This is a genomic window from Mesorhizobium sp. M4B.F.Ca.ET.089.01.1.1 (assembly GCF_004022605.1).
Taxonomy (GTDB): domain Bacteria; phylum Pseudomonadota; class Alphaproteobacteria; order Rhizobiales; family Rhizobiaceae; genus Mesorhizobium; species Mesorhizobium abyssinicae.
Map to the genome: position 1 here is coordinate 1 of NZ_RZOS01000125.1, position 13,788 is coordinate 13,788.

The window sequence follows — 13,788 nt, forward strand, 5'->3', positions numbered from 1 at the left end:
ATCCGGACCGGATCGCCGCCGCGGCGAGCTTCCATGGCGGCAATCTGGCCAGCGATGCAGCCGACAGCCCGCATCGCAAGGCGGCGTCAATCAAGGCCAGGGTCTATGTCGGCGTAGCCGGCGTCGACCGCAGCTTTCCGCCGGAGCAGTCGGCGCGACTGGCCGAAGCGCTGAGGGTGGCCGAGGTCGACCACGCGATCGAGAACTATGTCGGCGTGGCGCATGGCTGGTGCGTGCCCGACCACAGCGTCTACGACGCGGCCGCCGCCGAGCGCCATTGGAAGCGCTTGACGACGCTGTTTGCCGAGACGCTTGGCTAGCCTTCTCTCGCAGATCGCGGCGAGGGCACCATGTAGCGCGAGCCTTCGAACGTTGTCCGTCCTTCGGACACCTTCTCCCCGTGAACGGGGAGAAGGAAAAGCGCTGCGGCAAAAAAATCTTTCCATAACCCCAAGGATTGGCCATTAGCCTTCGTCCAACAGGCAAATGATGGCGATGATGCTGGACGAGGGCGAAGCCTCCGACGCCGAATTGGTCGGGCGGGCGAAGGGCGGAGACAGGGGTGCTTTCGGCAAATTGCTCGAAAGGCACTACGGCTTCGTCTATCGCGCTGCCTATCGCTGGTGCGGCAGGAAGGCGGACGCCGAGGACATCGCCCAGGAAGTCTGCGTCCGGCTCGGCCGGGCGATCCGCGACTATCATGGCAAGGGAGCCTTCACGACGTGGCTCTACACCATGACGCTGAACGCAGCGCGCGACATGATGCGCAAGAGCGCCCGCGACACCCGCAAGGCCGAGGCCTACGGCGCCTACGCGCTGATCGCGGGAGAGGCGGCGGAACCCGAGGACCCGGCCGAAGCGCTATGGGCGGCGGTGCGCAAGCTGCCGGACAAGCAGCGCGATGCGGTGCTGCTCGTCTATGGCGAGGGGCTCAGCCACGCGGATGCCGCCGAGGCGATGGCGATCTCGGAGACGACGGTTTCCTGGCACATCCATGAAGCGAAGAAACGGCTGAAGACGTTGATGCGTTCAGCCGGGGAAGTGTGACCATGGTCGACGACAACGAACTCGAGAGGCTGCGCAACATCACGGCACCGGCGCCGGACGCCGAGGCGAAGGCGCGCGCGCTGGCAGCAGCCATGCAGGCTTTCGACGAGCAGGAAAAAATCTTCGCTGCCGCCCAAGGATCGGCCGGCGGGCTTCGTCTCACAGAGCGGGTACAAAAGCTCTGGAGAGAGATCATGCAAAAGAAACTGATCGCCACGCCGGCCATTGCCGGGCTCGTCGCCCTGCCGATCGCCGGATACGCCACCTTGCAGATGCTGAGGGAGGCGCCGCCGCAGATCGGCGGCGATGAGAAGATCACCGAGACGCTGGCCGACAAACCGGCAACCAACGGGCAGGCAACCAACGTGCCGGCGACCAACGCGCCGGCGACCAAAGTGCCGGCGACGCTGAAGCCGGTTGCCGAGGCCGATAAGCAGAAGAAAGACACCGATAGTGAAAGCCGCGGTTTGAACGAGGTGCTGGTCGCGCCGGCACAGCCGCCGAAGTCCGAAGCGGAGAAGGCCGGCGGCCTGGTCCGGCAGGATGCGCTCCAGCGCATCGAGCCGGCGCCTGCGCCGACCGTCAGTGGCCAGCTCTCCCTCGATGGTGGAGCCGCGGCCCCCGCCGATGTCGCACGCGGCGGCCCTGTGCCGGGCACCGCCGCCGAATCCAAGCTGATGGCGCAGCCGTCCACGCTGCCTGCCGACCAATTGCTGCCGCAGGAGGAAAACCGCGACCGCGTCGAGGATTTCAAGACCAACCCGGTGCATGCCGCCCTCGAGGACCCGGTCTCGACCTTCTCGATCGACGTCGACACCGCCTCCTATTCCTTCGTGCGGCGCTCGCTGAAGGAAGGCTACCTGCCGCAGGCCGACACCGTGCGCGTCGAAGAGATGATCAACTACTTCCCCTACGACTGGAAGGGACCGGATGCGGCCTCGACTCCGTTCAACTCGACCGTCAGCGTCATGCCGACGCCGTGGAACGAGCACACCAAGCTGATGCACGTCGCCATCAAGGGGTTCGACGTCAAGGCGACCGAGCAGCCCAAGGCCAATCTGGTGTTCCTGATCGACGTGTCGGGTTCGATGAACGAGCAGGACAAGCTGCCGCTGCTGCAGTCGGCCTTCCGTCTGCTGGTCAGCAAGCTGAAGCCGGACGACACCGTCTCGATCGTCACCTATGCGGGCGATGCCGGCACGGTGCTGATGCCGACCAAGGTTGCCGAGAAGGATAAGGTCCTGTCGGCCATCGACCATCTGCAGCCTGGCGGCTCGACGGCGGGCGAGGCGGGGATCCGGGAAGCCTACAAGCTTGCCCAGCAATCCTTCGTCAAGGATGGCGTCAACCGTGTGATGCTCGCCACAGACGGCGACTTCAATGTCGGCCAGACAGACGACGACGACCTGAAGCGGTTGATCGAGCAGGAGCGCAATACCGGCGTCTTCCTGTCGGTGTTCGGCTTCGGGCGCGGCAATCTTAACGACCAGATGATGCAGACCATCGCGCAAAACGGCAACGGCACCGCCGCCTATATCGACACGCTCGCAGAGGCCGAGAAGGTCCTGGTCGAGGATGCGTCCTCGACGCTGTTCACTATCGCCAAGGACGTCAAGATCCAGGTCGAGTTCAATCCGAACAGGGTCTCGGAATACCGCCTGATCGGCTATGAGACCCGCGCGCTCAACCGCGAGGATTTCAACAACGACCGCGTCGATGCCGGCGATATCGGCTCGGGCCATTCGGTGACGGCGATCTACGAGATCACGCCGAAGGGCAGCGGCGGCGAGCAGATCGACCCGCTGCGCTACGGCCAGGCAACGGTCAACAATGGCGGCGTCGCCAATGCCGACGAATATGCCTTCGTCAAGATCCGCTACAAGCTGCCGGACGAGGACACCTCGAAGCTGATCACCACGCCGGTGACGTCGGCCAACGAAGTCCAGTCCTTCGACCAGGCCGGCACCGACCAGCGCTTCTCGGTCGCGGTCGCGGCGTTCGGCCAGAAGCTGCGCGACGAGGATGCGACCGCGAAGTTCGGCTACGACAAGATCATGGAGATTGCCACCGCCGCCCGAGGAGCCGACCCGTTTGGCTACAGGTCGGAATTCCTGTCGCTTGTGCGCCTTGCCTCGGCGCTGGGCGGTAACCGGTAGTGGCAATAACGGCCGGTTCCTTTCAGACGGGGATCGTTCTGATACGGGGAACCGGCCACGGGCGGGTGAGGCAGGCCGGCGAGGGGAACCTTGCCGGCCTTTTTTCGGATCTGTTGATATTCGGGTGAGGCCGGCCTGCAAATGGAGGTTTCCTGGCTCGGCCTGACCTGAATCTCAATAGATCCTGAACCCGGCTCCCTTTTCGGCAGATCGTTAAATTGCGAGCCTTTTCAGGAATATGATCGCAATTCCCTCTTGTTACGAAAAGCTAATACACGGGCTTGTGGGGGCCGGAAGTGCTGATCAGAGACATTGCGAATTCAACGCCGGCTGCAAGGGACGTTCAGTCGACCGCCTCGCAGGCGCCGTCGGCGGAATCCCGGCGCATCATGAATGATGTCGAGGCGGCCAGGAACACCGCGAAGTCGGCCCTGAACAATGACCGCTTCCGCGTCATGCTGGAGCAGATCAGCGATCCCCGCGCATCGGGCGCCTTGATGAGCATGGGCAGCGACACAGGCAGCGCCACCGATTTCAACACGGCGCTGTCGCGCTACGCCGAAAACAGCGAATAATCGAAACGGCGACCGATCAAACGGTCAGGCGCGGCCGCGACGGCGTTCGCGGCGGGCCTCGCTGGTCTCGGCGGTGTTTGCGGTAGCCACCTTGTTGCGCATCGGGCCGATGCGCTCGACGATCGTCTCGATGGTCGGCCGGCTCGATTTGGTGTGCGCGTCGAGAGCCTTGCGCATGGCGGCAAGATGCTGGAACGAGGTGCCGCAGCAGCCGCCGACGATCTTGGCGCCGGCATCGACGGCGAGCCGGACATAGTCGGCCATCAGTTCCGGCGTGCCGGAATAGTGGATCTCGGTGCCGCGGAATTCCGGAATGCCGCAATTGCCCTTGACGATCACCGTCGCCTCCGGCCTGGCCTCGGTCATGTCGAGCAGCGAGGCAAGGATGTCGGACGCGCCGACCCCGCAATTGGCGCCGACGCCGAGCGGATCTTGCGACAGCCCGTCGACGACGCCGTGGATGTCCTTGGGCAGCAGGCCCATCATGGTGCGGCCGGCGGTGTCGAAAGAGCCGGTATAGGTGTAGGGCAGTCCGACGCGGATCGCGGCTTCGGCGGCGGCGCGGATCTCGTCCGGCGCCGACATGGTCTCGATCCACGCGACTTCGGCGCCGCCCGCCTTGAGGCCTTCGATCTGCTCGGCGAAGGCGTCGACCGCCTCGTCATAGGTCATGGCGCCGAGCGGCACCAGCAATTCGCCGGTCGGGCCGACCGAGCCGGCGACGATCACCTTGCGGCCGGACTTGTCGGCCACCGCGCGCGCGATCTCGGCGGCGCGCTTGTTCAGCGCATGCACGCGGTCCTGCGCATGATGCAGCTTCAGTCGGTGGCGGGTGCCGCCGAAGGAGTTGGTCAGGATGATGTCGGCGCCGGCGTCGACGAAATTCTGGTGCAGGCTGGTGATGGTGTCGGGCGCGGTCTCGTTCAGCAGCTCCGGCGCCTCGCCGGCCTCCAGGCCCATGGCGAACAGATTGGTGCCGGTAGCGCCATCGGCGAGCAGCACGCCCTTTTCGGCAAGCAGTGCCTCGATCGGATTGGTCATGATGACATACGCCTTACGGAGTTCTTTGTTGAGATAAGGATATAAAGAACTCTTTATATGTCGTCAATCTCAAAGCCGGTCCTCAGCCATCAAAATCGCAGCTCGGCCAGCCTTTGCGCGAAGCTCGCCGCCTCATGCGCATTGATGTCGGCGGCGCGGATTAGATTGTCGAAATGGCTGGTCAGCGTGCGGATCGGCTGGGGGGCGTTGAGCACCAGATACATGTCGCCGACATAGATCGCGGCGCGGTAGGGTCCGAAGATGGTGTAGGGGATCGAATAGCGCATGCGCCCGTCATAGAGATAGAGGCGAAAGGTCGGATAGAGGTCGTCGAGCAGCGTTGCCATGTGCAGAAGCTGCTGGCGGCGGTCGGCCTCGGGAAAGCGGTCCCAGACGCCCAGCCCACGCGCGAAGATCTCCAGCGTGTGGCGCGGCATGCAGACCTCCATGTCGGTCTCCGGGCGCCTGGTGTAGTCGATGCGGTATTGGGTCTCGCCCGCCTGGGCCTCGCGGCTCTTGTTGGTGATGTTCGCCTCGTAGTCGACGAGCGCCTCGGTGCGCAGCAGGTCCGGAATGCCGGCCGGCACGTAGCGGATTTTCGTTCCAGCCGCTTCGGAGTGCCATTTGGCGAGCAGCGTGCGGTCGAAGCCGTCGGGCGCCTCCTCGATCTCCAGGCTCTCGCGGATTTCACCGGTGACGCCTTCGTCATGGCTCAGCCCCAGCAGCCAGTCGAGCGACACTTTGAACTCGGCAGCGATGTTGAGCAGCGTCTCGGCGCGGGGCAGTCGGGTCGACGTCCCGGAGAGCAGTTGCGAGAGTGCCGAACGGTCGATGCCGACCGCTGTCGCGAAAGCCGACTGGTTCAGGTCCGAGCGTGTCAAGAGCAATTTCAAACGGTCCCGGAAGAGGGTCGACAGATCGCGCTTGTCCATGACGCTGCTCCTGCTTCGGAGAGGAAAAATTTGCGCCGTAGCCGCATTGAACGTGGCTCAGGCGGAAATGAATCCGCTGTTTGTTTACAATGTATAACATATGCGGCTGAAAATGCGCACTCGCAACAGTTTGTGCGCTTTGTCGCGTTGCGGCAACGACAGGCTCCTGACACAATGGTGTCAGGAATCAAGGTGGTTCCGGCGACTGGAGGGCAGTGGTCGATCGCATGGCAAGCATGACTAAGAGACGTAGCAGTGCAGCGGCTATCGAATGGCCGACCGTGTTCCTCGCATTTTTTTGCTACGGCGCCTGGCTTGCCACCGGCTTCCTGCTTTGGCCATCTTACCCACTTCTGGCTCTCGCGGCCCTGGCATTGATAGCGGCACTGCAATCGTCGCTGATGCACGAAGTGCTGCATGGCCATCCGACACGCAACGCGCGGATCAATGAAGCTTTCGTTTTCCTGCCGATCGGCATGGTATGGCCATTCCGCCGCTTCAAGACGATCCACCTTCGCCATCATGCCGACGAGCGGCTGACCGATCCGCTCGACGATCCGGAGAGCTACTACCAGGCGCTCTGGATGCATGAGGAATTGCCGCCGGCAATGAAACTCTTGCTGAAGATCAACAACACGATGGTCGGCCGCCTCATCCTCGGTCCGTGGCTGTCGTCGATCGGCTTCTTCATCGACGACGCCAAGCAGATCGCAGCCGGCGACAAGGCGATCCGCAAGGCATGGCTGCTGCACGCCGCCGGTCTTGCCATGGTGGTGCCGATCGTGACGTACGGCTTCGGCATTCCGCTGTGGCTCTACATCCTGGTACCGGTTTGGCTCGGCCAGTCGATGATTTCGATCCGCACCTATGCCGAGCATCAGTGGTCGGAACATCCGGAAGGGCGCACGGTGATCATCGAGCGCTCGCCGCTGTCCTTCCTGTTCCTCAACAACAATCTGCATTTCGTTCATCACAAGAGCCCGACGGTTGCCTGGTACCAGCTGCCGAAGCTGTTCCGCGACCGCCGCGAAGAGTGGCTGCGGTTGAACAACGGCTATGCCTATCCGAACTATTTCGCGCTGCTCAAGGCGCATGCCTTCAAGGCCAAGGAACCGATCGTCCATCCGGTGCTGCGGCGCGCGCCGGAGCCGGGCCGGGCATTCAAGCCGCGGGTTCGGGCGCGCAGCATCAATGGGCTAGGCAGCGCGCCAGTTCCGGCCGAGCCGCCAAAGGAATGATCACGGTATTGCCGCCACGCGGCATCCATGCTGCGGGCGGCTAGCGTCCGCGATCTTGTCAGTTTTCCAGAACAGCGGTCAAATCCAGGCATGAGCGAATTCGTTGCGGCCTTGCCGATGTATGACTGGCCCGAGGCGAGGGGCGAAGTCGACGCGCAATGGGCGCGGTTGCGTGAAGCCATCAGGGGCAAGGGCATCGAGGCGCCGGAGAAACTCGTCCGCGTTAATGGCGACCTGCCGCCGGTGCCCGGCGGCATCCGCGGCAGCGCCGGCAAGGTGATCGCGCCCGATCCGGCGACGCTGCCGGCGGACGAGCTCGATTTCCAAGGGCTCTGGCTGCATCCGGCGCTGCTGTTCGGGCAGACCTGCTGGGGGCCGATGGAACTGGGGCTAGCGAGCCACGTCCAGGTGATCGGCCAGCCGAGCTACGATGCCGTCGAGGGCGGGCAGGGCGAGCTCTATTCCAGCGCCATCGTCATGCCGGCCGATGGCGGGCAGTCCGTCGCATCGCCGGCCGATGGCAGCGCCTCGATCCCGCTCGATCTCATCCGCGGCAAGCGCTTCGCCTTCAACAATCCGGACTCCATGTCCGGCCTGCTCGGGCTGACGCGGGACCTGGAGGCGATGGGCGAAAGCCTCGACATTTTTGCTTCGCAGATACAGAGCGGCGGCCACCGTTCATCGATCGTCGCCATTGCCGAGGGCAGGGCCGATGTCGCGGCGATCGACTGCGAGAGCTGGGCGCTGGCCAAACGCTTCGAACCGGCGGCAAGGCACGTGAAGGTCGTCGGCTGGACGAGACGGCGCAAGGGCCTGCCGTTCATCACCGCCCGCGCCACGCCGCCAGAGACGGTAGCGGCGTTGCGCGAAGCGATCGCGGGCCTGGAGTGACTCAGCCAAGCAACCGCTCGTCGAGCGGATAGCTCGAGAGCTGCTGGTTGCCAGTCTCGGTGATGAGGATCTGCTCCTCGATCTTGACACCCTCGCGTCCGCCCAGCCGGCCGATATAGCTTTCGACGCACAGCACCATGCCGGCTTCGAGCACGCCGTCCGGCGTATCCTCGGTCCAGTCGCTGGCATGCGGCAGCGTCGGATATTCGTCCGCCAGGCCGACGCCGTGGTAGAGCACGCCGTAGCGGGTCGGGAAACAGTCGCCGGGCGGCACCGCGGCGCGCTCGACAAGCTCGCGAAAGGAGATGCCCGGGCGCATCAGTTGGGTGTTGTGGGCGATCTGGTCGGCGGCGATGCGGAAAAGATCGCGCTGCTCGTTCGAGGGTTTGCCGTCGCCGCAGAGCCAGGTGCGCGAGAGGTCGGCGCAGAAGCCATACGGGCCGATAAGGTCGGTGTCGAAAGCGACGAGATCGCCGGCCTCGATGACGCGCGACGAGCATTCCTGGAACCAGGGATTGGTGCGCGGACCGGAAGACAGCAGCCTGGTCTCGATCCATTCGCCCCCGCGCGCGATGTTGCCGCGATGCAGCTCCGCCCACAGCTCGTTTTCGGAAATGCCTGGCTCCAGCGCCCGTTCCATCTCGCCCATCGCCGCCTCGCAGGCGACGATCGAACGGCGCATGGCGAGGATCTCGTCCGGCGATTTGATCAGCCGCGCGCTCTCCATCACCGCCTCGCCATTGCCGATGCTGGCGCCGAGGCGGGCAAGCTCCTCGGCGCCCTCCGGATTGATGTGGTCGACGGCGATGCGGCGGTTGCCGCCGCCATGTTGCGCCACCAGATCGGCGATGCCTGCGGCCCAGCGGCGGACCTTCAACGGCGTCAACTCGCCGCTGTAGAGATACATCCACGACACCGCCGGCCGCACCTCGTCGACGACGCCGGAATGATCGGACAGGTGCTCGCAGGAAAAATAGTCGAACAGCACCACCGGCCCTTCGGCGGCAACGAAGCAATGGCGGGTCGGATTGTGCGCGACCCAGAGCTGCATGTTGGTCGAGTCGGTGGCGTAGCGGATGTTGACGGGGTCGTAGAGCAGGGCGCCGGCATAGCCGCGGCGCCTCAATTCGGAGCGGATGCGGTCGAGCCGGTATTTGCGCATGGCGGCAAGGTGCGGAGCGGCGATGCCGGCCGCCTGCCATTCGGCCTCGGCCTGCGCGCCGTAGCCCAGCACATGCTGGTTGAGCGAAGCCGCCTTCTGGCGGGAGGCTTCACGCAGCGCTTCAACGGAGCCGGCCGCTTCCGATTCGAACGGCATGATCTTGCGATGGCGGCCGAAGCGTTGTGTCTCCATGCGATCCCTCCCGAAGCGCGCTACGGCGCCGTGATCCTGTGAAGTCTGGCTATCGTGAGCTGGCGGGTCGCAGGGGTGCCGCCGAGCAACTGAGGTACCTCAACCTGCCGATGGATGGTGTCCATCGCGTAGCCGGCCTTGGCGATCCTGTCGAAAATGATCGAATTCGGCTCGCCGTCGTCAGCCGCCAGGACAAGCACGGCTGGTTCGCGGATCGACGCGGCAAAATCGGGTATCTCGTCGTCGAGCACGACGAGATCGGAATCGACAAGACGCAAATTGCCGGCCCAGAACCAGCTGGATATCACCGTGCGCACCGGCCCTTCGGACATGAGCTGGCCGTACAGCGAGTGATAGTCCATCCGCACGATGCGTCCGCGGCTGTCTCCGCCGTACACCTGCATGTACCAGCTTACCGGCAGCACCAGGATGGCGAGGACGGCGCCGGCGAAGACAATCGTGGCTTGCGTCTTCCTGCCCCTGTCGCCCATGGCATCCAGACGCATGGCAAGGGCAGCGGGCAGCAGAACGAAAACCGGAAGCATCCAACGATCGCGAAATTGCGTCACGCCGCCCGCCAGCACCACCGCCAGCGTAATCAGCAGAGCAAAAGCAATCGCGCGCCAGAGCAGCTTTTCGGGCCAGGGCCAAGGCTCTGACGATGGCGTGGGTCTCCTGATTGCCACCAAAAACGCAACGGCGAAGACGGCGATCGGAAGCCCGGCGAAGTTGAGTATCGCCTTGCCCAAGCCGAACACGCCGAGCGATGCCGTCGCCGCCGCGCTGCCACCCTCGGCAACGCCGAAGCCGTCGCTGTGCAACAGCAAGTCTTCGAGATGCGCGAGGCTCCAGTGGAATGTCGGGAGACAGGCAAGCATGGCCACCACCACGCTGATCGGGAAGCGGCGGTCGAAGATCGCCGCGCGCGTTTCGCGCAGCGACAGCGCCGCCAGGAGCAGCGCGGCGAGAAAGATGACATTGTTGTATTTCGACAGCATCGCCGCGGCCGTTGCCAGGCCGAACAGCACATAGGCGGCGAGGGATCGCCGTTTCAGCAGCTCGACCAGCGCCAGGAACAGCACCGACGAAAAGCAGAATATGGCGACCGAGTGGGTGAGGGCATGCTGCATTTCCCAGATGATCTGTGGAAACAGAAGCAGGCCGAACATGGCGGCAGCGGCAGCGCGATTCGAGAAGCCGAGCCGGCGCACCGCGGTGAAGTATGCCGCGAGCCCTCCGGCCAGCAGACCGTATTTCACGATCTTGAGGGCGAGGATGCTGGTTCCGACCAACGAGGCCGTCAGGTGGGCAAGCCACGTGTAGAGCGGTGGCTGCGAGCTGCCGTAGCCAGCCGCCAGGACCCGCATCACCATCAATTGCTCGGATTCATCGACGCCGACGCCCGTGCCTGCCCAGTGCGACGACAGCGTCATCACCACGACCTGGACAAGGCAGTATGTGACGGAAAAGGCGAGCGCGGCGTTGAATGGACCGGCCTTGTCGTCGCAAAGCCAGTCGGTCCATTTCTCTAGATGCTGCAAGGACGTCGTCTTCCCATCGCGGCCGGTCGAACCGTGCTTGGTCGAAACGCCAACTACACGATCCGGCACGCGCTGTCGCCCTTTTACGTGCGCATCTTCTCGCCGCTCGGGTCGAAGGGCGGCTCGACATTGATGCGGGCCGGACGGCGGTGGCCGAGGATCTCGATCTCAAACAGGCCGGCGCTTTCGTCCTCGGCCAACGCCGCCGGCACATAGCCCTGCGCCATCGACTTTTGGACATAGTGCGCATAGCCGCCCGAAGTGACCCAGCCGACCACGCGCCAGTCGCCATCGGCGATGCCGCGCACTGCGGAGGCGCCTTCGGCAGCCTGCGAACCGCGCACTTCCTTGCCCGTGGTGTCGAAGCGCGGCGCGCCATAGCCATGCGGTTTTTCCACCGTGCCGTAGTCCTTGCTGACCTTGGCCCAGATCGGCTCGTCGCCCATCACGTCGGCGTCGGCCGCATCGACGATGAAGGAGACGCGGCGCAGCTTCGGGCCTTCGGCGTGCTCCTTGGCGGACGCCTCGCGGCCGATGAAGTCGTTCTTCTCCAGCTTGATGAAGCGGTCCATCGAGCCCTCGAACGGACCGTAGATCGGGCGCAATTCGCGGAACCAGGTCGGGAAATTCTTTTCCAGGCGCATCGACAGAAGCGCGCGCATGCCGAAGTCGACCAGGCCGAATTCCTCGCCGGCTTCCTTGATCGCCTTATAGACGAGGCGCTGATAGGCGGGCGCCATCCAGATCTCGTAGCCAAGATCGCCGGTATAGGTGATGCGGTTGACCATGCAGGGCGCGCCGCCGACCGCCATCTCGCGGTAATCCATGAAGCGGAAGGCCTTGGTCGAGACATCGACATCGACCAGCTTCTGCAGCAGGTCGCGGGATTTCGGCCCGGCGATCGACAGGCCGACCAGCGTCTGGTCGAAACGGTGGATGCGCACCGAACCGTCCTTCGGCAGGTGTTTCTCGAACCAGCGCATGTGGTATTTCTGCGCGGCGGACGAGCCCCAGATCATGAACCGGTCCTCACCCGACTTGGCGATGGTGAAGTCGCCGATCAGCTTGCCGAACTCGTTGACCATCGGGGTCAGCACGATGCGGCCAACCTTCGGCATGCGGTTGGTCATCAGCCGGTTGAGGAATTCCTCGGCTGCTGGTCCGGAGACTTCGTATTTGGCGAAGTTGGCAATCTCGGTGACGCCGACCTTCTCGCGCGTGGCGCGCACTTCCTCGCCGATCGGGCCGAAATCGTTGGAGCGGTGGAAGGAGACGATGTCTTTCGGTTCGGTGCCCTTCGGTGCGAACCATAGCGGGGTCTCCAGACCCCACGAGTCGCCCATGACCGCGTTGTTGGCGAGCATGGTGTCGTAGAGCGGCGTCGTCTGCGCCGGGCGAGCGGCCGGCAGTTCCTCGTTGGGGAAGCGGATCGAGAAGCGGCGCGAATAGTTCTCGCACACCTTGGCGTTGGTGTAGCGCAGGCCGGCCCATTCGCCGAAGCGGGCGACATCCATGCCCCAGACGTCGAAGCCGGGATCGCCATGCACCATCCAGTTGGACAGTGCGAGGCCGACGCCGCCGCCCTGGCTGAAGCCGGCCATGACGGCGCAGGCGCACCAGAAATTGGTCAGGCCCTGCACCGGGCCGACCAGCGGATTGCCGTCGAGCGCGAAGGTGAAGGGGCCGTTGATGATCTGCTTGATGCCGGCCTTCTCGATGCCGGGGAAATGCTTGAAGCCGATCTCCAGCGACGGCGCGATACGGTCGATGTCGGGCTGCAGGAGCTCATGGCCGAAATCCCAGGGCGTGTTGACCGGCGACCACGGCTTGCAGGCCTTTTCATAGGTGCCGAGCAGGATGCCGTTGCGCTCCTGACGGGTGTAGATCTCGCCCTTGAAATCGAGCACGCCGATCATCTCGCGGCCGGTCGACTTGTTGAATTCCTCGACCTCCGGCATCGGCTCGGTGAGCAGGTACATATGCTCCATCGCCAGCACCGGCAGCTCGACGCCGACCATGCGCCCGATCTCGCGCGCCCACAGGCCGCCACAGTTGACGACATGCTCGGCGTGAACCGTGCCCTGCTCGGTAACGACATTCCAGGTGCCGTCCGGCTGCTGCGTCAGGTCGACGACGCGGTTGCGCAGCACGATCTCGGCGCCGAGCTTTTTCGCCGCCTTGGAATAGGCAATGGTGGTGCCGGAGGGGTCGAGATGGCCTTCGACCGGATCCCACATGGCGCCGACGAAATTCTTCTCGTCCATCAGCGGGAACATCGCCTTGGCTTCCGACGGCGTGATCAGCTCGGTGTCCATGCCGAGATAGCGGCCCTTGGCGTGGGCAAGGCGCAGAAAGTCCATGCGCTCCGGCGTGTCGGCCATCATCACGCCGCCGGTCAGGTGCAGCGAGCACGACTGGCCGGAAATCTCCTCGATCTCCTTATAGAGCTGCACCGTATAGGCCTGCAGCTTGGCGACGTTGGGGTCGCCATTCAGCGTGTGGAAGCCGCCCGCGGCATGCCAGGAGGAGCCCGAGGTCAATTCCGAACGCTCGATCAGCATGATGTCGGTCCAGCCGGCCTTGGCCAGATGGTAGAGCACCGAGCAGCCGACGACGCCGCCGCCAATGACAACCGCTTTGACATGAGATTTCATACAGATAGGTCCGTGTTTGAAGAGTTTGAATCGAGTGAGCGAGGCGTGAAGACAAAGCGGAGATCGGATACCGCGATGTTTTCGGTTAGCCTGCCATCAAGCGTGGCAAGGATGGTTCACAGACGGAAGTGCGATGTTTCAGGACGTCATGGTTCCAAACGCGCAGGATCGAATAACCTTGGGCGCGCATGAACTCGTCGCGGCGGCGGTCATATGAACTGTCTGCATGCTGGTGGCCGTCGATTTCCACGACGAGCCAATTTTCGCGGCATGCGAAGTCCGAAAAAAAGGGGCCGATGGAAAACTGGCGCGTGAAGCGGTAGCCGCCAAGCTTGCGACCCTTCAGTTCGAGCCAAAGC

Annotated in this window: 12 protein-coding genes; 6 read left to right on the forward strand and 6 right to left on the reverse strand. The window is 64.0% G+C overall.

Annotated features, from left to right (window positions below; translation table 11 throughout):
• The 4 genes from EN780_RS14350 to EN780_RS14365 all read left to right on the forward strand — a co-directional run.
• Positions 1-320 (forward strand): dienelactone hydrolase family protein (locus tag EN780_RS14350; RefSeq protein ID WP_189556553.1); only part of this gene is annotated, 320 nt, incomplete at its 5' end.
• Positions 321-489: 169 nt separating this feature from the next.
• Positions 490-1,047 carry an RNA polymerase sigma factor gene (locus tag EN780_RS14355; RefSeq protein ID WP_128274398.1) on the forward strand — a complete coding sequence of 186 codons (558 nt, stop codon included), beginning with the start codon at positions 490-492 and terminating at the stop codon, positions 1,045-1,047.
• Positions 1,048-1,049: 2 nt separating this feature from the next.
• Entirely contained in the window at positions 1,050-3,203 is a 2,154-nt protein-coding gene (locus tag EN780_RS14360) for a VWA domain-containing protein (protein WP_128274400.1), read from the forward strand.
• Positions 3,204-3,592: 389 nt separating this feature from the next.
• Positions 3,593-3,778: a hypothetical protein gene (locus EN780_RS14365; protein ID WP_245478450.1), complete on the forward strand. Its 186-nt coding sequence runs from the start codon at positions 3,593-3,595 to the stop codon at positions 3,776-3,778.
• Between the two features lie 24 nt (positions 3,779-3,802).
• Here the strand turns inward: EN780_RS14365 and bmt are convergent, their stop codons facing one another.
• On the reverse strand, positions 3,803-4,819 hold the full coding sequence (gene bmt / locus EN780_RS14370) for a betaine--homocysteine S-methyltransferase (protein WP_127392225.1): 1,017 nt from the start codon (positions 4,817-4,819) through the stop codon (positions 3,803-3,805).
• 89 nt (positions 4,820-4,908) lie between these two features.
• Positions 4,909-5,751 carry a helix-turn-helix transcriptional regulator gene (locus EN780_RS14375; RefSeq protein WP_127286744.1) on the reverse strand — a complete coding sequence of 281 codons (843 nt, stop codon included), beginning with the start codon at positions 5,749-5,751 and terminating at the stop codon, positions 4,909-4,911.
• A 227-nt stretch (positions 5,752-5,978) separates the two neighbouring features.
• Here EN780_RS14375 and EN780_RS14380 point away from each other — a divergent pair, with 227 nt between their 5' ends.
• Both EN780_RS14380 and EN780_RS14385 read left to right on the forward strand, forming a co-directional pair.
• The gene (locus EN780_RS14380) at positions 5,979-6,989 is read left to right on the forward strand and encodes a fatty acid desaturase (RefSeq protein WP_189556555.1); all 1,011 of its coding nucleotides are present in this window, start codon (positions 5,979-5,981) and stop codon (positions 6,987-6,989) included.
• Positions 6,990-7,079: 90 nt separating this feature from the next.
• Positions 7,080-7,880, forward strand: coding sequence for a PhnD/SsuA/transferrin family substrate-binding protein (locus EN780_RS14385; protein WP_128274402.1), 801 nt, complete (start codon positions 7,080-7,082; stop codon positions 7,878-7,880).
• 1 nt (position 7,881) lies between these two features.
• Here the strand turns inward: EN780_RS14385 and EN780_RS14390 are convergent, their stop codons facing one another.
• From EN780_RS14390 to EN780_RS14405, 4 genes are all read right to left on the reverse strand, one after another.
• On the reverse strand, positions 7,882-9,234 hold the full coding sequence (locus EN780_RS14390) for a Xaa-Pro peptidase family protein (RefSeq protein ID WP_128274404.1): 1,353 nt from the start codon (positions 9,232-9,234) through the stop codon (positions 7,882-7,884).
• Between the two features lie 20 nt (positions 9,235-9,254).
• Entirely contained in the window at positions 9,255-10,667 is a 1,413-nt protein-coding gene (locus tag EN780_RS14395) for a glycosyltransferase family 39 protein (RefSeq protein WP_245499963.1), read from the reverse strand.
• Positions 10,668-10,858: 191 nt separating this feature from the next.
• Positions 10,859-13,429, reverse strand: a complete 2,571-nt coding sequence (locus EN780_RS14400) for an FAD-dependent oxidoreductase (protein ID WP_128274408.1) — start codon at positions 13,427-13,429, stop codon at positions 10,859-10,861.
• Positions 13,430-13,514: 85 nt separating this feature from the next.
• Positions 13,515-13,788, reverse strand: a 274-nt coding sequence (locus EN780_RS14405; protein WP_245499961.1) for an endonuclease domain-containing protein, incomplete at its 5' end; no start/stop codon positions are given.